Below are 23467 nucleotides of genomic sequence, written 5' to 3' on the forward strand. Positions count from 1 at the left end.
TATTGAGAGGTGAGAAATTAGACTTGAGATTATTGTTCAACCTAAAAATATATCAGTTATGCACAATTTAAATGAATTGAAAATCTGGCATAAATCTATGGATTTGGCGGTCTCAGCTTACAAACTTTCATCAGTGTTTCCCAGTGATGAAAAATTTGGCCTTACCTCTCAGATTAGAAGAGCGGCAGTGTCTGTATCCTCAAATATTGCTGAGGGAGCAGGACGCAATACTAACAATGAATTTGCTCACTTTTTAGGAGTTTCTAATGGCTCATCTTATGAATTACAGACTCAACTCATCATAGCCGAAAGGCTGGGTTATTGTGATAATAAGGAGATGAGCTTATTACTAAATGACATTATAGAAGTTCAGAAAATGAATTTCACCTTTCAAAGAAGATTAAAACAATAAAACATTCGATTTGAGCAAGTGACGTCTCAATACTCTCTACTCAAATCTATAAATCAAATTACTATGAGTACAGCAACAGAACAAGCCAATGCTGCTATTAAAGGTGGCGAGTTTTTAATAAAGGAAACAGAAGCGAAAGACGTTTTTATTCCTGAAGAATGGAATGAAGAGCAAAAGATGATTGCTCAGACCTGTAAAGATTTCTTGAAGCAGGAAGTATTAACTCGCCTGGATGAGATTGATTCTATGAAGCATCCAGAGTTAATGCCTTCTTTGCTAGATAAAGCCGGAGAGCTAGGTCTTCTAGGTACTTCAGTGCCGGAGCAGTATGGTGGTTTTGGTATGGACTTTAACACTTCTATGCTTGTAGCTGAAGTTTTAGGTGCAGGACATTCATTTGCTGTTGCTATTTCTGCTCATACCGGTATCGGCACATTGCCTATTTTGTATTATGGAAATGAAGAGCAGAAGGCTAAATATTTGCCTAAGCTCGCTACTGGTGAATGGAAAGCAGCTTACTGCTTAACTGAGCCAGATTCTGGTTCTGATGCTAATTCTGGTAAAACCAAAGCGAAACTTACTGATGATGGTAAACACTATATCATCAATGGTCAGAAAATGTGGATAACCAATGGTGGTTTTGCAGATGTGTACATCGTTTTTGCTAAAATAGATGACGATAAAAACCTTTCCGCCTTCATCGTGGAGAAAGACTTTGGTGGTATCACAATGAACGAGGAAGAGAAGAAGATGGGTATCAAAGGATCTTCTACTCGTCAGATCTTCTTTAACGACTGCAAGGTGCCCGTAGAGAATATGCTTTCTGAAAGAGAGAACGGCTTTAAAATCGCTGTAAATATTCTAAATATTGGTAGAATTAAGCTGGGTGCAGCTGCTATTGGTGGTAGCAAAGGAGTAATTGATAATGCTGTTAACTACGCAAACGAAAGAAAGCAGTTTGGTACTTCTATCTCTAGCTTCGGTGCTATTAAGCACAAACTGGCAGAGATGGCTACTAAAGTATATGCTTCAGAGTCAGCTCATTACCGTGCAGGACAGAATATTGATGATGCCTATGATTCGTTAGTGCAAGGTGGAATGGATCCTGCAAAAGCAAGGTTAAAGTCAGTAGAGGAATTCGCTATTGAGTGTGCTATTCTAAAAGTACACGGTTCTGAAGTGCTTGATTTTGTTACTGATGAAGGTGTACAGATATATGGTGGCATGGGTTTCTCAGCTGATGGTCCTATGGACAGAGCTTATCGTGATGCACGTATCAACCGAATATTTGAAGGTACCAATGAGATCAACAGAATGTTGTGTATCGACATGCTTATGAAAAGAGCACTGAAAGGTCACCTTGATTTAATGACGCCAGCTATGGCAGTGCAAAAGGAGCTGATGTCTATTCCTGACTTCGGAGCTTCTGATGATGAGACATTATTTGCTAAAGAGAAAAAAGCACTAAATAACCTAAAGAAGGCCGGATTGATGGTAGCTGGTGCAGCTGTACAGAAGTTCATGCAAAAGTTAGGTGAAGAGCAAGAGATATTGATGAACATGGCTGATATGCTTATTGAAGGTTATGTAGCTGAATCTTGTCTGCTAAGAGTAGAGAAACTCGTGGGCCAAAAAGGAGAGGAAGCCTTAAAGACTGAAATAGATATGATGCGCGTGTATTTATATGAGGCTGTTGAAAAAGCTGCTTCTGCAGGTAAGCAAGCCATCTATGCTTTTGCAGAAGGAGATGAGCAGCGCATGATGCTTATGGGATTAAAACGATTTACCAAGTTAGAGTCATTTAACTTGAAAGACGCTCGAAGAAGGATAGCCGATCAAATGATCGCGAAGAATGAGTATTCTTTTTAGAGATCCAGATTAATAGTTAAAAGAGAGTAAGGTGTCTGTTGCAGACACCTTATTTTTTTGTGATTACCCTAACCACTTTCTCGCTTCGTCCTCACTATCAAAGTATTGCATTTCTGCGGTGGCACTCATGATGGTTTTTACATTGTCTATGTAGAATTTTTTGAAAACATCTTTTTCTACTACAATAGCAATCTTGTTTAATCCGGCCTGAATTGCCTTTGGAAGGATTTCTTCTCGGAGCCATTTAGCGTTGCTTGGCCCCACTACTCCCTGCTTTCTAATATCAGAAATCCATTTATTGGCCTTATTATCAATAATGGCGTTTAATGCGCCGGTAAAAATTTCTCTATACATTCCTTCTGTTGGTATCTTTTTCCATACCACGTGCACGGCGTTAAGATCTGCCTCATAAGAGATGGTAGAATAATCGTCGTTTCGAATTTCCATGAGTGTTAGTTTAGTCGTTTATAAAGTGCGATTTGAAATTGGAAATGTTGTGTTTCGTTCCTAGGATGATCAACACATCTCCTTTTTCAATTTTTTTATCTGATGCCGGGTTGAATATAAACCCCTCTTTATCATCTTTAAAAGCAATTATGGTGACACCACTTTTCTGTCTGATGTCTAATTCCCTTATTGTTTTATGATGAAATTCATCTTTTAATCGAGCGTAACTCACCTCTTCCAGCTCCAGATGCTGTTCGCCAACTCCACTTAGTAGCTCTAAAAATTCTATAACATAGGGTTTTGTGATAAGGTTTGCCATGTGAATACCCCCTAACCTATCAGGCATTACTACATGAGAAGCCCCGGCACGGTAAAGTTTCTTTTCAGAATTGGTCTCTGCCGCCTTAGCAATCACATTAATTGTCGGGTTCAGCTCCTTTGCTGTAAGAGTGATAAAAACGTTATCGGCATCACTAGGAAGGGCTGTTATCACTGTTGATGCACGTTCCAGGCCTGCTTCCAGGAGCACTTCATCTAAAGTGGCATTACCACTGATAAAAGCATATTTTTTTTCTTCAGGAAAGGCGTCTATCACTTCATTATCTCTTTCTATAATTACAAAGTCCTTTTGTGCCTTGTGCAATTCTTCGCACGCCATGGCGCCATTTCTACCAAAACCACAAACAATGACATGATCTTTCAATTTATTCACTTCTCTCGCTGAAATATAGTTTTTAAAAACCCTGCCTAACTCGCCTTCAAACAAAAAGGTAGATAGTACAGAAACAGTATAAGCAAAAATGCCAAGATTTAAAACGATGTAACATACCGTGAAGATTTTTCCATTGGTAGAAAGGGCATTTACCTCAGTAAAACCTACCGTAGCAAAGGTTATTATAGACATATAAACAGCGTCTATTATATTATACCCCTCTATATAAATATAGCCCACTGTGCCTATAATTAGGCTGAGTAAGAATAATAGGGTGGCATAAATAAGCTTAATAACACTTCTCGGCATCTCTTTTCTCATATTCAAAGTTGAAGATATTGATATTGTAAATTCTATCCAATTTTTATAGTTTACGGAAATGAAAATCCTCTCCTTATGGTCGGGACCCAGAAATGTGTCTACGGCCTTGATGTATTCCTTTGCTCAACGTCCGGATACCCATGTAATAGATGAGCCTTTATATGCTCATTACCTGGCCAATACACCGGTAGAGCATCCTGGTGGAGATGAGGTGCTTCAAGTCATGGAAAATGATGGAGACAAGGTATTGACCGACCTGTTTGATGATGACCATAGTGCTGATCTGATATTTCTGAAAAATATGGCCCACCATTGGATTCATTTAAATGACAACTGGCTGGCTAAAATGGATCATTTATTTCTAATCCGTGACCCCAGGGAAATGCTTCCATCATTGATCAACCAGATTCCACAGCCTATCTTAAGAGATACGGGATTAAAAATGCAGTATGATCTCTACCATACCATGCAGGCGCAAGGCAAAAAACCGGAGATTATAGACTCAAAGAGATTGCTCCTAAATCCTGCCGTTATTTTGCGTAAGGCATGCGATGCTTTACAAATTCCATTTACAGAGGGCATGCTAAGATGGGAAGCGGGGGCCAGACCTGAAGATGGTGTTTGGGCAAAGCAATGGTACCATAGTGTACACCAGTCTACAGGATTTTCACCTTATAAAACCAAAACCGAACCCTTTCCGGATCAACTCTTACCCTTGCTGGAGGAGTGCGAACCCTATTATCAATTTCTATTAGAACGAGCTTTACAATAACATGATGAGAGAAGTACAATTACCTGACGAAAGAAATAAGGATATTTTAATCAATATAAACGGCACACTTTACCCTAGAGATGAAGCCAAGGTATCAGTATTTGATAGTGTAGTACAAGGTGGAGATGCTGTGTGGGAAGGTCTAAGGATCTACAATGGCAAGGTGTTTATGCTGGAAGAGCACCTTGACAGGTTAGTGGCTTCCGCCAAAGCAATGGCGTTTGCAGAGATACCAACCAAAGAGGAGGTAAAGGCTGAGGTTTTTAAAACATTGAACGCCAATAAAATGTATGACGAGGCTCACATAAGACTAACTCTGACCAGAGGAAAGAAAGTGACTTCAGGGATGAGTCCACATTTTAATCAGTACGGGCCAACCCTCATCGTACTGGCAGAATGGAAAAAGCCGGTATATGATAATGAAGGTATAGACCTGATTACGTCCTCTATCCGCAGAAATAGTCCTCAATGTGTGGATTCAAAAATTCATCATAATAACCTCATCAATAATATTCTGGCCAAAATAGAAGCCAATCTTGCAGGCGTGGCCGATGCCGTAATGCTTGATGTTGATGGATTTGTATCGGAAACTAATGCCACCAACATTTTCTTCATTAATGGTGAAAATGTGAAAACTCCTTTTGCTGATAGCTGCCTGCCAGGTATTACCAGGTCTAATGTTATTAAGCTTTGTGATAAGAATAATATTCCTATTAAGGAGAAAAGAATCTCTATAGCCGAAATGTATATTGCTGATCAAGTATTCGTTACCGGAACTATGGGGGAGATAACTCCTGTTTTAAAGATAGATGGCAGACAAATTGGGTCAGGGAAAAAGGGTGATCTCACAAAAAAGATTGAAAAACTTTACCTGCAAATGACCAAAGATGATGGAATAGTGATTCCTAAGTATTAATATTGAAAATTCAACCAATGTACTAAAGTATGAATCCATCGGAAAAAGGATGGTTGAGAGGGTTTCTGGAAGCTAGAAAAGAATCATTTCTTCATAACATCAAGGAACAAGTTCGAGGCCAGAATCCTGATCAGTCTTTTTATGGTTTAATACAACCTACCGGTATTATGTACGGATATCCTGTAGATACGGTAGAAAAGGAACATCAGGCTAGCTGGCACAACTCTGATAAGGTAAAAGTTATTCTTTTGGATACTTTTATAAACATCGCTGAGCTTTATAGCGAGGGTGGTGCAGATGATTACTGGCAGCTGATGGAAGACGTTATGAATAGCGTAAATCGCTTTTATAATGGCGTATATCCTGAAATAGCTACTTCCAGCACTAACTGGCTCGGAAGGAAAATAGATACTTTTGCTCTTACCGAGAAAATTCTTGAGAAGCGTATTGATATAGCTTTCAAAAAATCATCTGGTAATTTCTGGGCAGAGTTTTTCTATCATACGCAGCTTTTTCTGGATGTTTATATCTTTAGTCAATGGAGCCATACTACTCAGGATCAGGTGCTTACCGACTTCTTCCGTGAGGAGAAAGTTGACTTAAGCTATACCTCGGTTAAGGTGATGGCTGCTGCTGCTCATGCTAACAAAAAAGTAGAAACTGAGGAGCAAAAGCTTTTCCAACATTTCATTGAAAATTCAGCATTTCCAGTGGAGAAGAGGCGCGTAGCTCAGGAATATTTTATTCATGGGCTGGGTATTCAGGATATTCCTGTAGAGCCTACTGATTCATGGATTATACGAAAGTTTTTCCTGGAGCTGGCTATACTTACCATTTGGTCAGATAAGAAAGTAGATGATATAGAAATAGAATTCCTGCAGGGATTCAACAAATCATTAGGCTTTTCTGATGATGATTTTGATCATAGTATGATTGCCGTGGAGGGCTTTGTGCTTCAAAACTGGCATCAATTGGATTCACTTCAGGATAAAAAAGAGTTTGCCGAAGTGAGTGATGAGTATGTGCTACGCATCTCCAGAGTGGTTGAAAAATATCGTAATAGAATTACCAAAGGCATTACCGAAGATATTGACTTACTCACAGTAATAAAGTCAGGTGTATCTGCAGAGCTCAATGATGTGGAAAAGGAGATCATTAAGGATAAGCTTATTGCTTTACTTAAGGAAATTCCAAGCTTCAGAGTGATTGCACTACCCAATGATTTTCTAACGTTTAACATTCTCCTAAGGATCATTCCGAAGGACATTATGAAAGACGTGTTACAGAGTACTTAATCGCTAGATTCAGTATTCTTCTCTGGTAGCACTATAGACATCACTATTGAACCCACTAGCGTTACTATAATCACGGTAAATGATGCTACGATTGGAATATGTATATCCACTAATTCTATCAGCATTTTCGCGCCGATGAAGATGAGAATAAATGCCAGCCCTTTCTGTAATAGGTAGAACTTATCTATGATGTTCGCCAGTAGGAAGAATTTCGCCCTTAAGCCTAATACTGCGAAAATATTACTGGTATAGATAATAAATTCGCTTTGGGTAATAGCAAAAGCCGCTGGAATGGAATCCACAGCAAATATTAAGTCAGTGGTTTCTATTAGAATGATCACTAAGAAAAGGGGTGTAAATAAAAGGCTGCCACCTTTTCTAACCATAAACCTGCCACCGAAGTCTCCTTTAGTAATCTTTAAGTGTTTTCTTGCAAACTTAAGAATTGGGTTCTTTCCTGGATCGATTTCGTCTTCTTCACCTTCAAAAAAGATCTTAATACCGCTATAAACCAGAAATACTCCAAAGATGTACAGTATCCAGTAGAATTGGCCGATGAGGTATGCCCCCACAAAAATGAAAATGGCCCGGAAGACTAAAGCTCCCAGAATACCCCAAAACAATATGTTATGATAATATTCTTCCTTTACCTTAAAGTACCTGAGAATGAGAAGTATTACGAAAATGTTATCTACAGAAAGTGCATATTCTGTGAGATAGGCCGAAAAATAGGCCAATGAAGTTTCTGTGCCGCCATCATTCAGATAAATGAGAAAACCGAAACATACAGAAATCACCACCCAGAAAATAGACTGGAAAAGGGCTGATTTGGTTGAAATTTTATGTGCTTTCCGATTAAATACTCCTAAATCTATGACTAGAAAGATTAGGATAATTCCTCCAAAAACAGCGAAAAGCACAGGTTCATACGTGTTGTCAAACAATGAAATCCCTAACATAATGCTGTTTCCGAGCACGGAATAATAAGTAAAGAAAGTTTTGCCATTTAACTATATATACAATCGCTCAAATCTACAAAATAAATCTGAAGACTAAAGCTTACATAACTGGATAATTAAACTGATAAATGGTAATATAATAATATTTTTTAGTTATTACACTGGTTACATAGTCCCTGAATCAAAACATTTTTTTCTTTGGACTTGAACCCTTGAGGTAAGGCTATATCGGGGATCTTTACATTATCAAGGCACTGAGTTTGACCACAATGTTCACACTTGAAATGTACGTGTTCATGGTGATGTTCTTCCTTCGAACATTCGTGACACAGAGCATATTTTGTAATGCCTTCATCGTCAAGCACTTTGTGGATGATGCCTTTACTTAAAAACGATTTTAAGGTTCTATAGACCGTAACACGGTCATGAGAATCATCTATTTTAGTTTCGATATCTGAATGAGACAAAGCATGTTCATTAGAAATAAGAAGCTGAAGTACCTCAGATCGGCAAGGTGTAGATTTCAGCTTATAGTCATTCAGTATCTTTTTGGTTTCCATTGATTAGGGTTAATTCATTTGAAACTGCAGGCTAAGTAAGTGACTATAAATACCTTCATCATAGGCAGAAAGTTCCTCATGAGAACCTGATTCTACGATTTTTCCATCTTTAATCACAAAGATATTGTCGGCCTTTCTAATAGTTGATAGTCTGTGAGCTATCATAATGGTAGTTCTTCCCACCATCAGTTTATCTAATGCTTCCTGCACTAACACTTCAGATTCAGCATCCAGAGCGCTGGTGGCTTCATCCAGAATGAGCATGGAAGGATCTTTTAATATAGCTCTGGCAATGGCAATTCGCTGTCTCTGTCCACCGCTTAACTTTATACCTCTATCACCCACCAGTGTTTCGAATTTTTCAGGGAATTTTTCTATAAACTCCAGAGCATTAGCCTTTTCAGCTGCTTGCCTTATTTCTTCATCGGTAGCGCCAGGCTTAGCGTAAGCTATATTTTCTTTTATTGATCCTCCAAATAAGATCACCTCCTGAGGCACGATTCCTACGTTGCTTCTGTAGTAAGAAAGGTCATAATCGCTGGCTGATTTGCCATCTACCATGATATTACCTGCCTGGATGTCATAAAACCTCATCAATAGCTGTATGATGGTAGATTTACCAGCACCACTCGGCCCAACTAAAGCCACTTTTTGACCTTCTTGAATGTGGAGGCTCATGCCTTCCAAAATATTGATCTCACTTCTGGTAGGATAGGCAAAAGTCACATTGTCATAAATGATATCTCCCTTAAGCTTTTCTTGAGATTCAATTCCTTTCTTGGTTTCTTCTTCCTCATCTATGATTTCAATTACCCGCTCAGAAGCTCCTATCGCTCTTTGTATTTGGCTAAACACTTCTCCCAATCCGGCTAACGAACCTCCGATGAAGGTTGTGTAAAGAACGAAAGACATAAGCTCACCTACGGACATGGCATCTGTTTGTACCAAAGTGGCTCCATACCACATGATGGCAACTATGGCACCAAGTAGAGCGAATATCAGGAAGGAAATAAACATGCCTCTAAACTTGGCAGATTTAAGGGCAATATTTACAGTTTCTTTAAGCTTCTTAGTGTATCTATGGATTTCAAAAACCTCGTTGGTAAAGGCCTTTACGGTAATGATAGATTGTAACGTCTCTTCTACTATTACATTGGTCTCTGCCAGTTTATCCTGAGTGGATTTGGAAAGCTGTCTAATAAACTTGCCGAAAAATAAAGCTGCCAACACCACAATTGGAAAGGTGCATATCATAAAAAGAGTAAGCTTAGGAGCTATAAAAGCTATAACTACTGTGCCTATGATGAGTGTAGCCCCTTGTCTGAAAAGCTCAGCAAGCGTTACTGAAAATGTATCCTGTAGTAAAGAGATGTCTGAGGTAATACGGCTGATGAGCTCTCCTATCCTTCTGTTATCGTAGAACTTTAGGGGCAGCACCAAGATTTTGCTAAACATGTGCTTTCTCAGGTCTGCCATAGACCTTTCATTCACCTGAGCGAAAAGAATAACTCTGAGAAAAGAGAAAATACTTTGTACGAAAAGGATACCGATAAGCATTAAGGTGATTTCCAAAATGGAGTTAATCACATAATCTTTTCCTGGAATAATGACCCACGGCCTACCTTCTGCCACATCAATTAGTTTCCCTGCGAAATAGGGGAAAGCTAAAAGGGTAGTGCTGCTAAAAAGCAGACAGATCATACCAAAAACAAAAGTAGGTTTGTAAGGCGATACGTATCGAAATACCCTTATGAGTTTTTTGAAATTCTTCTTATCCAGCTTTCGCTTTTCTCCTTCTTCTAAGGGCTCTCTTCCTCTTCTTTTAGCCATGCAATGTATTATTAGATAAAGATTTACCTTTTGCGCGGCTGCAAATTTATCCACTAATAACTTTATAGACTAATCAAGCGTTCAAAATATGTGATATTTCGGCTCATTTCGAATTTTTCACATAACTTTAAGACGACTTAATTCACAAATTATGTACTCATATAAAAGACTACTTGTAGCGCTGGACCTCAGTGAAATGGATGAGGTGTTGCTTAAATATACTTCCGAGCTTGTAAAAATCTGTGGCATAGAAAAGATCTACTTTATGCACGTAGCCAAGTCATTGAACTTGCCTGAAAAATTACGTGAGTCTTATCCAGATTTGATGGCACCTACTGATGAAGCTCTAAAAAAGGACATTGAAGACAATATTGGGAAGTATTTTACAGGAAGTTGTGAGTATGACGTAGAGATAAAAGAGGGTAGTGCCGAAGATAAAATTCTTAGATGGGCAGATATTAAAGAGATAGATCTTTTGGTGGTTGGTAGAAAGATAGAACTAAAAGGTAAGGGTACCCTTACTGGTAAGCTGGCTAAAACTATACACTGTTCTATCTTATTTGTGCCGGAAACAGCTACTCCGAAAATATCAACAGTGCTTATGGCTACTGATTTTTCAAAGACCTCTTCTCTTGCTCTGCAGGAAGCGGTAAAAGTGAAAGAGGCTGTTGGTGCTAAGCTTATAGTGCAGAATTCTTATGAGGTGCCGTCAGGATACCACACTAGCGGTAAAACTTATGAGGAATTTTCTGAAATTATGAAAAGCCATGCTTATGAGGATGTGGTGGAATTTCTTGATAGAGAAGGAGTTAGCATTAATGATGCTGAAATAGTTCTTTCTTTAGATGAGGATGACGATCCTGCAGAAAAGGCCTGGAAAGTAGCTGATGAAAAGAACGCTGATTTAATAATCATTGGCTCCAGAGGAAGAGCGGGATTGGCCTCTATTTTATTAGGAAGTGTGGCCGATAAAATGGTGCATTATGACCGAGGCATACCTTTGCTAGTGGTAAAAGATAAGAAAGAGAACCTGAGTTTCTTACAGGCTCTCCTTAAATTGTAGTTAGAAAGAAATACTAGACTTTATATGCATATTAACGGAATCCTTAAATATCATTTTTTGGGTTCCGTAAATTTCATACTCTCTCAGCACGGGCTCTTTCCTAATATCATCAAAAACAAATTCTAAGTTTCTTTGAGAGTGATAGATTGGATTGTCTTCCACGTATTCAGCCTCTACCTTTCTGATGTTATTTAAATTATTCAGATAGTAAATTTTCAACGATTTTACTTGAGCATCATCATTGTTAGCAGTGTATGATTTCACCTGTAAGTTACTGTTACTATCAGCATATACTTTTTCATCATACATGCCCTGAAGAGTTGGTTTATTGATATTGATGTTATCAAATATTTTAAACTCTTTATCCCATAAGGCACTATCCGGATGTATTTCGGCCTGAGCCGTATCACCAGACAGCATAGCAGATTTTTTAATCACTGCACCTTTACTTAAAAGCAGTGCTTTTTGAGTAGATAGTAAACTATCAATATTATAGTAATAAGAAACATCCTTCTCTGGCTTAGTGCATGCTGCCAGAAGAAGGATGAAGAATAATGCTGTATATCTCATTTATATTAGAATATCGCCAGTCATTTCTGCAGGGATTTCTACTCCCATTAGAGTAAGGATAGTTGGTGCTAAATCACCTAACTTACCATCTTTTATAGTTCCTTTGAAATCATTACTAGCAAGGATGCAAGGCACCAGGTTAGTAGTATGTGCTGTGTTTGGTGTACCGTCAGGGTTAACCATAATGTCAGAGTTACCGTGGTCAGCAATGATGATGATATCATAACCATTTTCCAAGGCTGCTTCTGTCACTGCTTTTGCACAACCATCCACGGTTTCACACGCTTTAACGGCCGCTTCGAATACACCTGTATGGCCTACCATATCAGGGTTAGCGAAGTTAAGGCAAATGAAATCAGGCTCTTTAGACTGTAGCTCAGGGATGATCTTATCCTTAATGTCATTGGCACTCATTTCTGGCTGAAGATCATAAGTGGCCACCTTCGGTGATGGACAAAGTAATCTCTTTTCACCATTAAACTCATCTTCACGGCCTCCTGAGAAGAAGAAAGTTACGTGCGGATATTTTTCAGTTTCAGCGATACGAATTTGCTTCTTTCCAGCTCTTTCTAATACTTCGCCTAATGTATTTTTAAGGTTATCTTTCTCAAACAAGACCTTCACACCTTTGAATGTTTCATCATAAGTGGTCATGGTGAAGTAGTTAAGATCTAATTTTTTCAGTCCTTGCTCAGGGAAATCTTTTTGAGTTAAAGCCTGAGTGATCTGGCGGCCTCTATCCGTTCTGAAGTTGAAGCAAATAACCACATCACCTTCTTCAATTACAGCCACTGGCTTACCATCAGCCCCTACATGAACTATAGGCTTGATGAACTCATCAGTAACATCATTTGCATATGATTCTTTAACCGCAGCAATCAGGTCTGTAGCCTCATTTCCCTCTCCTTTCACCATTAAGTCATAAGCAAGCTTTACTCTTTCCCAACGGTTATCTCTATCCATGGCATAGTATCTTCCTACAATAGAAGCCACTGTACCCGCAGTTTTTTCTGTATGTGATATAAGGTCTTGAAGGTATTTCTCGCCACCTTTTGGATCGGTATCACGACCATCAGTAAAAGCATGGATGAATACATTATCTAAAGCCTTATCTTTAGCCAAAGAACAAAGTCCTTGAAGATGTTTGATGTGAGAATGCACACCACCATCAGATACTAATCCGATAAAATGAATCTTCTTTCCATTGCTTTTAGCATAGTCAAAGGCTTCATTAAGCACAGGATTGTCATCAATAGTATGTTCTTCGAAAGCTTTATTGATCTTAACTAAATCCTGATATACTACTCTACCAGCACCTATGTTCATGTGGCCTACTTCAGAGTTACCCATCTGACCTTCAGGAAGACCAACGGCTAATCCTGAAGCTTCTAGTTTGCTGTGTGAAAACTTTTCAAAACAGCTGTCTACAAAGGGTGTATTCGCTGCTTGTATTGCTGAAACATCAGGGTTAGTACCTAATCCCCAGCCGTCTAGGATCATTAATAAAACTTTCTTACTCATAGTTTTTAAGGGTTTGCTGCTGCAAAAAACGGCAATTTTGGTTTGGTATTCAAAGCCTTAGTTAAAAACATTGCCCAGGCTAAATAATATAAGTCCAGATTCCTCTTCTGAGAACCCAACGGACACATTTAGCGTGAATTTTTCCTCTAAAGGTACCAGGTAAAATCCCGCTCCGTAGCCAGTATGCCACTGATCTGTAAGGTCCTGACTATCAAACACACGGCCGCTGTCTACAAAGCCTCTCAGGCCTACTTTTATTGGCAATACCTTGGTGTTTCTTTCAAAAAGCTGCACTCGGAGTTCACTATTAATAAAGGCGGTAGACTCTCCGGTAAACCTGTTTTTTCTGAAGCCTCGTAAGTCATTATTTTGCCCCAGGTATTTGAGGTTATAAAAAGGAACATCACCGAATGACGTAGAGCCACCCACCTTTAGACCCAGAGTAATCGGATTTTGCCAGTAATTAGAAATAAACTGCTCCAAAGAGGAGTTCGCAATTCCAAAATTATCATACGAAGGATTGTCCAGATATATGCCATTCTGGTAATTCAGGAAAAAGCGCATACCGCGTAATGAAAGGTTAGGCCTGTCTCTAAAATCCAGATCTAACATGGCATTAGACGTGAAGAAACTTTGAGATTCATCTCCTGGCCTAAGGTTTTCGGAGGCATCTTGCTGGAAAAGATTATTGTTTTTTAATTGGTCGCTGTTGTGCTCATAACCTGCACCAAGCTTTAAGGTGCTGAATTTTAGGAAGTTTCTGATAATTCCAACATTGCCGCTGTAAGTATTGTATTGCACATCATAAAAATCCGCATCCATCAAATCATCAGTCTTTTCGGTGTCATTCCCTTGGCCGAAATAGAAATTTAATCGGTGTGGAACGCCCATGTGAGCATTGAAATAAGTATCCCATTTCCCGAAGGTATACCTCCAGCGAGCTTCATATTTAAGTTCAAAATTACCTATTGTGGTGGCAGAGGCACTGATGAAATGAGTGCTACTGAAATCAGGTTTTCCATATTTTTGATTGGTAAATTTTACTCCTGCGTTCAGTGACATGCCATTATCAGCATTGTAAGAAATATAAGCAAGAGGGAAATAGGTAGGATAAACAAATGCGGTGCGCTCATAATTGTAAGCATCTAAATCTTTTGTTTTCGCCCGCTTTCCATCGCTGCCAAGTTCATAGGTGTGATCTTCGTCCCTGTCATATACAATCAACTGTTTTCCAGGCGCTTGAGAAGAATCTTCGATGGAGTCGCCTCCCGGGCCGGGTATTATTCTTATTAGGATTGAGTTTTTGGTGCTTTTACCACTTATCTTGAAGATATCATGATCATCAAGGCCAAAAAGCCTTATTTCTTTGGTTTCCGAAGGGTAAAAAATACGGTGGTATAACTGCTTTTCTTTTTGATCATCCTTTTGTTTATACACATTCACCTCTACGGAACCATCATTATTTCTAATCGCTTCGAAGTACTCATCTTTTTCTGTACCTACTATGTCCACTAGTTTAGCCAACATTAGATAATACTCTTCCGCATATTTTTGAAGGTCTTTTTTTCGGGCTTTCAACTTGTTTTCTATCTCCATGCCGTCAGGATTATATATCTCTTCGGGCATGTTGTGTACCGCTTCGCTAATCACTTCATCGGTAATCTTAGCTTGTATTTCTTTAGCGGCGTTGATCCAGTCTTCTTTTGTGGCTTCATTGGTGAGCGGGCGATCCATATGGCGGGCTTGCCACATCAGGCTTCGAAGGCCTTTTATTTTATATCCGAAATTTTCACCACTGGCCTTGGCCCACTCGCGGTCTGCCAACCAGGGGAAAAGGCCATCCCATTTGGAGAATACATGGTCTCTATCTCTTGGTACAGGTCTGTATAAAGTTCCTTTGTCCTGCTCGTAGCCTATCCATTTCCAGTTGTCTTCATGTTTACCCCAGTCGCCAACCAGAATATCAAACACGCGGGCTTTCACAAACTCCTGTTCGGCAATATGATTATCATTGTCCTCATATAATTCTCGGAACATTTGTAGGGAATGCTTTACATCATCACCATTACCAAACACTATCTCCACTTTGTCTGGGTTGATGGGCTTTTCTTCCAACATACCCAGCAAATGAGCATAGTCAGGTCGGTAAATTCCTAACTCAGGGCTATCGGGCAGCACGTATAAAGTAGGTCTCGGGTGCATAATATCAATAGCATCGAGCATTACACTGGCAGCCATGGCACCATAAGGTTGTTCGGTGGTGGTCTGGTCTTTAAGTACGCTGCTCACTACGGTTTCTCTTAGTTCATAAGGTAAGGCTTTAACCGGATCTTTGTTTACTGATCTAAAAACATATTCTTTACCATCTCCTCCATTTATTTTTAAAGAGGTAGTTTGTCTTCCACCTCCTACAGCATAAGGTTTGAGTCCTTCAAAAGTAGTGTCCATATCAAGATATGGCACCTTCACTGGTGTGATCCAGCTGCTACGATAATGTTGGCCAAAGAAAAGCTTATAAAATATGTCTCTTCGATATTCCGGGCCAGCCACTCGGGTCACATATTTGGTGGTATCAGTAGAAGGTGCGGTTGAGGCCTCTTCATTGTCACATGGTACCACTCTGGTATTATTTAGGGCGGTATGGTCTTCATCTATCTTACAAACGGATGCAAAAACCTGGATTTTTTCATTGGTGTCACCTTCTAAGGCAATGAAATGTGACGAAACGGCACCATTGTCATAATAATCAATGGTTAGAAATCCTTCTTTTTCTGATCCAAATTTGATGCTTGGCTGGTTGGCCAGGTAGCCGGATTTTCCTAAACCACCGCTGTTGATAAGGATATTATCTCCAGACTTAATAATTTCCTGATTTTTTTCATGACTTGAAGTGTAAATTATGGACTTATAGTCCTTTAGCACATTGGTCATGGTGTTAGCAAATGGCTCGTAATTTTCATTAGAAAGATCTACACTTCTGCCAATATTTTGTCTGTATGAGGTGACCATACCTTTGGCGATAGGAAGGGGCCATAGCCAGTCTTTTAGGCTATATCTGCCACCATAGTTACCTTGTGATTGTAGCGGATGGTGGCCTGCTATCAATATATTTTTATTGCCATTTTCATCTAAAAGTTCAGTGAATTCTTCCAGATAGTCACCGGTAGTGGTCACTTTGCAGTCCGCATCGGCCGGTAGCGTTTTTCTGTAGGGGTGGTTCCACCATTGGGTGTCTATGGTAATGAGCAGAAGGTTGTCACTGAGTTCTATATCTTCCGGGCCGGGGCAGGCGTCATCATTGGGCCATTTTACATTTTCCAGCTCCCAGTCCTTCACTATTTTCTCCAGCTTTTTTACGGCTTTCCATCCGTCAGGACCTGAGTTATCCCAATCACGGTCACCGGGAACGATGATGATTTTTCCAGTAGCGGCCTGGCTAAGTTGTGTGAGAAAAACTTTTAGGTCAGCGGTATTTTCCTGAGTAGGTTTTTCATGAATAAGGTCACCATTGATTAGTACGGTGTATACGCCATTGTAGCTTTTAAAAGAAGGGATGACCTGAGAAGCCAGCTGCTCCTTATTTGCTACATCTGCTATATTTCCTAATAAATAAACTCTATGCTCTAAATTCTGAGCGCAAACCCGTATAGCAGAGATGCATAATACGGCCACCATTGCCAACAATATCTTTTTAATCATAACATGACTAACAAGTAAAAGAGGCCTTAGTTATGATGAGAGATACTTTTGGAAAGAGAAGGGGTGAAAGTGTTAATTGCCAAAAGCACTGATTACAAGCCTTCTTTGGCCACCATAATCTCTATGCTCGCATAAATAAATACCTTGCCAGGTGCCTAAATTGAGCGCACCATTGGTAATTGGAATAGTCACGGATGCGCCTAGTAATGAACTCTTTATATGTGCAGGCATATCATCCGGGCCTTCAAAAGTGTGCTTATAATATGGGGCATTTTCGGGCACCATCTTATTAAAATGACTTTCAAAATCCTGCCTTACTGTGGGATCTGCATTTTCATTAATGCTTAAGCTGGCAGAGGTATGTTTTATGAATACCTGAAGCATGCCTGAGCTTATTTCAGCAATCTCCGGGAGCGCCTGCTCTACTCTGCTTGTAATTAAATGGAAGCCACGGTTGAAAGCGGGTAAGGTTAGTTCTGTCTGATGAAACTGCATAGGCCTAATTTTCTATCCTTTCAAACGCTCCTATGTCAGGTTTGTTATCGCGGGTGTTACCATCATGATCAGTAGTTAAGCCTAAGTTTACACCCGCATCTTTGGCTACTGATAGAGTGTCTAAATGATAGTCATTTGAGCCCGGGTTCATAAACTTCGGGTCTTCGTTAATGATGTTATCATTGGCATTTAAATCCTCATTACTCGTGCGGATAAGATTATGAGACATAGCCAGAGTGAAGTTGGCGTCTCCTCCATTACTGAGCAATATTTCTTCTCTGAGATTCCCCCAAATGATGGTATTAGAAAGGTCTACACTAAGATCGCTCACCAAAAGCTGATCATTACCTAAAACCAGATTATCTGAAAAAACCACCGACGGATCTTCTCTAAAAAAGTCAAAAGAGTAGCTGGCAAAGGTGCAGTGGTCATAAATGTAATTACCACCAGCATAATTACCCACAGCATTGATGGCGCAGTTATTCACTACAGTATTGTACATGGTTAAATCTGAAGTGATTGCCAATACGCCATATCCAGGCAAAACCAAACCTCCGGAAACTGGTATTTCGGCAACGCCACCTATATTTTCAATAGTACAACCATCTAGTTCGAGATCAGCAATATTATCATCGTCAGGTGTACCCAGGTAAATGCCTACTTCGGCATTTCTTATATCCGAATAGCTTATTTTGTTATCCTTGCTGCCTGGTAGGAATATTATTCCACCCCACTGGCCTGGTACATTTTCATAGTCCAGACGGTCATTAGTAAATGAAATGCGATTGTCAGCTTCTCCTTCAGCCTTGATGCTTCCTTTTACGAAGATGTAGCTGGTGTTATGGGAGTAAATTTTTGTCCCTGGCTCTATGGTAAGACTGCATAGAGAATCTACCAATATGGAATTATAAATGACATAAGGCCTGTCTGCCGTCCAAACAGCATCACAAGTAAGCACAGAATCTCTAAGAAAATTAGCATCCTGACCCCAGGAAACTAGCTTTACATCCTGAATATTATCATTGGTATTAAAAACCAGTTCATCAGTAACTATAAACGGAAGATCCTGATCATCAGGGTTTATCATTACTTCTACCAGCACTAAAAGGCTATCTTCACCAAGTAGTCTGGTATCTGTAAATTTTGAATTAGCCCTGCCGTTGATATACACTGTATATGCCGAAGATGAGGCCTTAGATAATGAGATATCTTGTATGTTTACAGCGTTTTTATTGTCATTATACACTTTAAACCTCTGGGTGATACTGCCTACAGATGTGAATACCGTATCAAAAAACACGGTATCTGTAGAAAAGCGTAAGGCAGTATCACTATCGTAGGTGAATTTTTCCTCTTCAGGTTTACAGCCATAAATGGCAATAAATAAGCACAATACAGGTATTAGATATCTCAAAGGGTTTACCGTTTATGCGCCTTCTTTCATTTTTTCGGCGCTTTCTGCAAGTTGCAGTTGTTCTATGAATTCATCAATTTCCCCGTCCATCACTGATGGCAGGTTATGCTGACTGTAGTTGATACGGTGGTCTGTAACCCTACTTTGAGGGTAGTTATAGGTTCTGATCTTGTCAGAACGGTCTCCACTACCTACCATAGATTTACGCTGAGCACCTACGGCCTCATTATGTTTGGCCAGCTCTATCTCATAAATTCTTGAACGAAGTACCTTTAATGCTTTATCAAAGTTTTTTAGCTGTGATTTCTGGTCTTGACAAGATACCACTATTCCGGTAGGCATGTGGGTAAGTCTCACCGCTGAATAAGTGGTGTTTACTGACTGACCACCAGGGCCTGAAGAACAGAAGGTGTCTTTTCTTACGTCGTTCATATCTATTTCAACTTCTACGTCATCCATTTCAGGTAAAACGGCAACAGTAGCTGCTGAAGTATGTACGCGGCCTTGAGTTTCTGTTTGAGGTACTCTTTGCACCCGGTGTACACCAGATTCAAACTTTAACGTACCGAAAGCATTTTCACCGCTTACAGTACTTACTATTTCTTTATAGCCACCACTGGTGCCTTCGGTAAGATCCAGCACAGTAAGATTAAGGCCTCTTTTCTCACAGAATCTCTGATACATTCTGAACAAATCACCAGCGAAAATGGCCGCTTCATCACCACCTGTACCAGCTCTAATCTCTAGGATAGCTTCTTTATCATCATTAGGATCTTTAGGAATGAGCATCTGCTTCAGTTCGTCCTCTAATGCTTCTTTTTGTGGCTCTAGCTCGTCAAGCTCCATTTTAGCCATATCACGAAATTCTTCATCTTTTTCATTTTTGATGACTTCTTTCGCGTTGGATATATTAGATAATACGTCTTTATAGACTTCGTATTTTTTAACTATCTTATCGAGATCTTTATATTCTTTGCTCAGCTGAGAATATTTCTTCATGTCAGACATGGCGTCTGGCTGCACAATAAGCTGGGCCACTTCGTCAAATCTATCTTTTATCTCTTCTAGCTTTTCAATCATAAGGATTATGTTATTCTTACAACAAAATTAATAAAACAGCACGATTATGTCGTAGCTTTGATGAATATTCACAAACGAAGCAGATATGAGCAGAATATTTCTTATTTCCTTTCTCGTAGTGTTGGCCAGCTGTGGAGGCAACTTGTCTGATAAAGAGAGAAAAGCCCTGCACACCGAAATGGATGAACGTGCTATAAAAAAGGTTTCTGAAGAAGAAATATTTGAAAAGGCTCTGGAAGAAGGCCGCTCACTGATACAAGCCGTTACTGAAGACTTCGTTTCTGAAGAACAGGCTGCCTCTATGTGCAAATGCACTCTGCAGTGGATCACTGAAGATAATGCTTCCTCACTTTCCGGTACTAGCAAAGAACTATGGGATGCCTATGAGTTTGCCGTGTCTAATGGCAATAGCCTGAACGATAATGTTCAAAAACAAGACGATGATCTTCTGTATTCTGCGCCATCTATGGAAGGTGAATCACTTCATGGTGTTTGGTTCATCACCTTCAAAAAGAAAAATATTATTCTATCACTTTGATGGTTTTTCAGGGCAAGCTCCTTCTGTCCAGGAGTTTAGACCTGCAGCTTTAGCTTCACATTTGTTGCCATAAGTTTGGCCATTGCAGCCACAAACAGGCATATACTCTTTGGTACACATGGCCTCAGGGTTTATTTTTTCTTGGTTAATACAATCCTCTTGTTCCTGAACTTTGCATCCTGCTAGTATGGCCACTGTAAAGAGAACAGAAAAAGTAAACTTTTTAATCATAGGTATTATTGGTTTAGGTGTATTAGGTTAACGTATTATAACGAAAACAGTTAACCGTATGGTCGTTCACCAGGCCACAAGCCTGCATGTGTGCGTAAATTACAGTGCTTCCAACAAATTTGAAACCCCTTTTCTTTAAATCTTTGCTCAGATCGTCAGATTCTTTTGTGGTGGCAGGAGCATCTTTGTGATTCACCCATGAATTTATAATGGGCTTATTGTCAACAAATTGCCAGATGTATTTGTCGAACGAGCCAAATTCTTTCTGTACTTCAAGAAACCGTTGGGCATTATTCACGGCGGCCCTTACTTTGAGCTGGTTTCTGATAATACCCGGGTTGAGCAATAATTCCTGGATTTTGGTCTCATCAAAGGCGGCTACTTTTACTGGGTCAAAGTGAGCAAAAGCCTCTCGGTAGCCTTCTCTTTTCTTCAGCACAGTGGCCCAGCTTAGTCCGGCCTGAGCACCTTCCAGAATAAGAAATTCAAAATGCACCTGATCATCATGCACAGGTACACCCCATTCTTCATCATGATATTTGACATAATCATCAAACTGGCCCTCGGCCCATCCGCACCGGTGAATCTCACTCATATCAGAAGTGTTTCATCCATTCAAAGAACTGATAATGATCACCATTCATACCGATGGATTCATACACCTTTTGAGCTCTAAGGTTGGTTTTCTCCACATAGAGACGCAGACCCATAAGGTTTTCTTCGGCCATAACCATCTCCTTCAGGTAACTATACATTTGCCTGAATATACCTTGCTTTCGGTAGTCTTCTTCTACAAAAACAGATTGAATCCATAGTACGGTGCCATTTCTCCACTCGCTCCATTCTGGGGTGGTTAGAAGGCAGGCTATCACTCTGTCTCCATCTTTGGCAACATAGTAGGTTCCTTTGGCGGGGTCTTCAAAAACAGCGGTTACACCTTTGGTCACCGTTACGGTGTCCAGCTCCAGCTCTTCAGTTTGCCAGGCCATTTTTGCCTGAAAGTTTACAATTGTATCTATATGAGATTTATCAGCCGTAGTAATTTTAATCATAGGGCTAAAGATACAAAGAGTAAAAAAAGAAAAGCGGCCCGTGAGCCGCTTTTTCCTTTTACCTTGAGTTTTATAAACCTTTTCAACTAATATTGTTAATAAGAATACCGGGGAAATATTAAATAGTTACAAAATATGTACGATGTTATAATTATAGGTGCTGGGCCCATCGGTTTAGCCTGTGGAATAGAAGCAAAAAAGGCGGGGCTGGAATATGTGATCATAGATAAGGGCTGCCTGGTGAATTCCATTTATAATTATCCTTTGAACATGAGCTTTTTCTCTACCTCAGAAAGGTTGGAGATAGGTGGTGTACCTTTTATTTCTCATGCTAATAAGCCGAATAGATTCGAAGCCCTGGAATATTATAGAAGGGTGGCGCTAAGCTGGGATTTGAAGCTAAAGTTATATGAAGAAGTAAACTCATCAGTTAAAGAAGGGGATTTATTCACCATTAAAACTTCCAAAGGTACCTATCAGTCTAGGGCTATTATTTTGGCTACTGGCTTTTATGATATTCCTTATATGATGAATGTTCCCGGTGAAGATTTGCCTAAGGTAAAGCATTATTATGATGAGCCTCATCCATATTTTGGTCAAAAAATAGTGGTTGTAGGAGCCGCCAATAGTGCAGTAGATGTCGCACTTGAAACTTACAGAAAGGGTGCAGAAGTAACTATGGTTATCCGTGAAGACGGCATCAGAGATACTGTAAAATACTGGGTGAAGCCAGATATTGAGAATCGTATTAAGGAAGAATCTATCAGCTCATATTTTCATTCAGAGATTAAAGCTATAAGGGAGCATGAGGTGGATATTGAAACGCCGGAAGGAGTAGTAACCTTAGAAAATGACTTTGTGCTGGCCATGACTGGTTATAAGCCAAACTTCTCTCTTATGGATTCATTGGGAATTGCTTTTCAGGACGATCCTATGCACACTCCGGTTTTTAATGACCAAACGCAGGAAACTAACGTCGAAAATCTATACCTGGCGGGCGTAGTTTGTGGTGGGCTTAAAACCAACAAATGGTTTATAGAAAATAGCCGGGTTCATGCCGATGTGATAATTGCCGATTTATCAGCCAAATTGAAGTAAACTACGAGTCTAAGGCGCAAAAGGTTATCTGGACGGATGTGAACAGAAGGTGTTCAATCACATATCACCCAAATGGGTTTTTGAAAACGCATGCTATTGTTAAGTAATTGATAATCAGTCATTTATTTTCTTGGCATGATGCTAGTATTAGGGTTTAGCAACAACAACAAATTCTTAATTCAAAAACTCAAATTAAACGTCTTATGAAAAATCTAGTTAAAACTTCCCTGTTTGCATTTATAGCTGTATTTATGGCCTCTACTTTTACCATGGCTGCCAACCCTGATAAAACTACAGAGAAGGCCCGCACCGCCGTAAGCAACGCTGCTCCTGATGATTGGCACACTTTAGCCGAGTCTGCACAGATGTGTATTAAGAAAGGGGTAAATCTGAAAGAAGCTAAGCAGTGGTTAGATACCTCCTTACAAATTAAAAAGAGTGCTTTCGGAAAAGAAGTTGCCGGTGATTATTATCTAAGCAACAAACTTTATGAAAAAGCAATCAATTCATATGTAGAAAGCATGAAGTTGATAAAAGAAAAAGATTTCTACGCCGATACTGATGATATTCAAAAGAAAATAGACAAGGCAAAGAAAAGCCTATAAAGATTATT

At 39.6% G+C, this 23467-nt stretch carries 23 protein-coding genes; 9 read left to right on the forward strand and 14 right to left on the reverse strand.

The features are described from left to right. Positions 1-58: 58 nt before the first annotated feature. A complete protein-coding gene (locus LVD16_RS04315; protein WP_233772359.1) occupies positions 59-412 on the forward strand; it encodes a four helix bundle protein in 354 nt (117 codons plus the stop codon). Positions 413-475: 63 nt separating this feature from the next. Continuing rightward, positions 476-2281, forward strand: coding sequence for an acyl-CoA dehydrogenase FadE (locus LVD16_RS04320; protein ID WP_233772360.1), 1806 nt, complete (start codon positions 476-478; stop codon positions 2279-2281). Positions 2282-2344: 63 nt separating this feature from the next. On the opposite strand, the gene LVD16_RS04325 is transcribed toward LVD16_RS04320, so the two are convergent. After that, entirely contained in the window at positions 2345-2728 is a 384-nt protein-coding gene (locus LVD16_RS04325) for an STAS/SEC14 domain-containing protein (protein WP_233772361.1), read from the reverse strand. 10 nt (positions 2729-2738) lie between these two features. After that, the gene (locus LVD16_RS04330; protein ID WP_233772362.1) at positions 2739-3761 is read right to left on the reverse strand and encodes a potassium channel family protein; all 1023 of its coding nucleotides are present in this window, start codon (positions 3759-3761) and stop codon (positions 2739-2741) included. Positions 3762-3819: 58 nt separating this feature from the next. On the opposite strand from LVD16_RS04330, the gene LVD16_RS04335 reads away from it, so the two are divergent. The 3 genes from LVD16_RS04335 to LVD16_RS04345 are packed head-to-tail and all read left to right on the forward strand — an operon-like array spanning position 3820 to position 6744. Next, positions 3820-4533, forward strand: a complete 714-nt coding sequence (locus tag LVD16_RS04335) for a sulfotransferase-like domain-containing protein (RefSeq protein ID WP_233772363.1) — start codon at positions 3820-3822, stop codon at positions 4531-4533. A 1-nt stretch (position 4534) separates the two neighbouring features. Next, positions 4535-5449, forward strand: coding sequence for an aminotransferase class IV (locus LVD16_RS04340; RefSeq protein ID WP_233772364.1), 915 nt, complete (start codon positions 4535-4537; stop codon positions 5447-5449). A gap of 29 nt (positions 5450-5478) precedes the next feature. Next, a complete protein-coding gene (locus LVD16_RS04345; protein WP_233772365.1) occupies positions 5479-6744 on the forward strand; it encodes a hypothetical protein in 1266 nt (421 codons plus the stop codon). Here LVD16_RS04345 and LVD16_RS04350 read toward each other — a convergent pair. The 3 genes from LVD16_RS04350 to LVD16_RS04360 all read right to left on the reverse strand — a co-directional run bounded on the left by LVD16_RS04350 (position 6741) and on the right by LVD16_RS04360 (position 10093). Next, on the reverse strand, positions 6741-7703 hold the full coding sequence (locus tag LVD16_RS04350; RefSeq protein ID WP_233772366.1) for a TerC family protein: 963 nt from the start codon (positions 7701-7703) through the stop codon (positions 6741-6743). The genes LVD16_RS04345 and LVD16_RS04350 overlap by 4 nt on opposite strands. A gap of 149 nt (positions 7704-7852) precedes the next feature. Further along, on the reverse strand, positions 7853-8263 hold the full coding sequence (locus tag LVD16_RS04355; protein ID WP_233772367.1) for a Fur family transcriptional regulator: 411 nt from the start codon (positions 8261-8263) through the stop codon (positions 7853-7855). 9 nt (positions 8264-8272) lie between these two features. Continuing rightward, positions 8273-10093, reverse strand: coding sequence for an ABC transporter ATP-binding protein (locus LVD16_RS04360; protein ID WP_233772368.1), 1821 nt, complete (start codon positions 10091-10093; stop codon positions 8273-8275). Positions 10094-10244: 151 nt separating this feature from the next. Here LVD16_RS04360 and LVD16_RS04365 point away from each other — a divergent pair, with 151 nt between their 5' ends. Continuing rightward, entirely contained in the window at positions 10245-11156 is a 912-nt protein-coding gene (locus LVD16_RS04365; protein WP_233772369.1) for a universal stress protein, read from the forward strand. Here LVD16_RS04365 and LVD16_RS04370 read toward each other — a convergent pair whose 3' ends face one another. The 6 genes from LVD16_RS04370 to prfA all read right to left on the reverse strand — a co-directional run bounded on the left by LVD16_RS04370 (position 11157) and on the right by prfA (position 19935). Then, a complete protein-coding gene (locus LVD16_RS04370; protein WP_233772370.1) occupies positions 11157-11726 on the reverse strand; it encodes a hypothetical protein in 570 nt (189 codons plus the stop codon). It lies immediately after the preceding gene. Beyond that, a complete protein-coding gene (gpmI, locus tag LVD16_RS04375) occupies positions 11727-13247 on the reverse strand; it encodes a 2,3-bisphosphoglycerate-independent phosphoglycerate mutase (RefSeq protein WP_233772371.1) in 1521 nt (506 codons plus the stop codon). It abuts the gene before it with no gap. Between the two features lie 57 nt (positions 13248-13304). Next, complete coding sequence (locus LVD16_RS04380) at positions 13305-16946, reverse strand: BamA/TamA family outer membrane protein (protein WP_233772372.1); 3642 nt, start codon at positions 16944-16946, stop codon at positions 13305-13307. A gap of 72 nt (positions 16947-17018) precedes the next feature. Beyond that, the gene (locus LVD16_RS04385) at positions 17019-17441 is read right to left on the reverse strand and encodes a secondary thiamine-phosphate synthase enzyme YjbQ (protein ID WP_233772373.1); all 423 of its coding nucleotides are present in this window, start codon (positions 17439-17441) and stop codon (positions 17019-17021) included. A gap of 4 nt (positions 17442-17445) precedes the next feature. Next, positions 17446-18855 carry a beta-helix domain-containing protein gene (locus LVD16_RS04390; protein WP_233772374.1) on the reverse strand — a complete coding sequence of 470 codons (1410 nt, stop codon included), beginning with the start codon at positions 18853-18855 and terminating at the stop codon, positions 17446-17448. Between the two features lie 12 nt (positions 18856-18867). Continuing rightward, positions 18868-19935, reverse strand: coding sequence for a peptide chain release factor 1 (gene prfA, locus LVD16_RS04395; RefSeq protein ID WP_233772375.1), 1068 nt, complete (start codon positions 19933-19935; stop codon positions 18868-18870). Positions 19936-20020: 85 nt separating this feature from the next. On the opposite strand from prfA, the gene LVD16_RS04400 reads away from it, so the two are divergent. Next, a complete protein-coding gene (locus LVD16_RS04400; RefSeq protein ID WP_233772376.1) occupies positions 20021-20473 on the forward strand; it encodes a hypothetical protein in 453 nt (150 codons plus the stop codon). On the opposite strand, the gene LVD16_RS04405 is transcribed toward LVD16_RS04400, so the two are convergent. From LVD16_RS04405 to LVD16_RS04415, 3 genes are read right to left on the reverse strand one after another with little or no spacing between them, the layout of a single operon-like run. Continuing rightward, positions 20465-20704 (reverse strand): Kazal-type serine protease inhibitor family protein, encoded by a 240-nt coding sequence (locus LVD16_RS04405; protein WP_233772377.1) that lies wholly within the window; start codon positions 20702-20704, stop codon positions 20465-20467. The two genes, LVD16_RS04400 and LVD16_RS04405, sit on opposite strands and share 9 nt — an antisense overlap. A 22-nt stretch (positions 20705-20726) precedes the next feature. Next, entirely contained in the window at positions 20727-21299 is a 573-nt protein-coding gene (locus LVD16_RS04410; protein WP_233772378.1) for a DNA-3-methyladenine glycosylase I, read from the reverse strand. Between the two features lies 1 nt (position 21300). Next, a complete protein-coding gene (locus LVD16_RS04415; protein ID WP_233772379.1) occupies positions 21301-21756 on the reverse strand; it encodes a GNAT family N-acetyltransferase in 456 nt (151 codons plus the stop codon). Between the two features lie 135 nt (positions 21757-21891). Here LVD16_RS04415 and LVD16_RS04420 point away from each other — a divergent pair, with 135 nt between their 5' ends. Together LVD16_RS04420 and LVD16_RS04425 are read left to right on the forward strand one after the other, a co-directional pair. After that, positions 21892-22854, forward strand: coding sequence for a YpdA family putative bacillithiol disulfide reductase (locus LVD16_RS04420; protein ID WP_233772380.1), 963 nt, complete (start codon positions 21892-21894; stop codon positions 22852-22854). A 203-nt stretch (positions 22855-23057) separates the two neighbouring features. After that, a complete protein-coding gene (locus tag LVD16_RS04425; RefSeq protein ID WP_233772381.1) occupies positions 23058-23459 on the forward strand; it encodes a hypothetical protein in 402 nt (133 codons plus the stop codon). Positions 23460-23467 lie beyond the last annotated feature (8 nt).

This window comes from Fulvivirga ligni (genome assembly GCF_021389935.1).
Lineage (GTDB): Bacteria > Bacteroidota > Bacteroidia > Cytophagales > Cyclobacteriaceae > Fulvivirga > Fulvivirga ligni.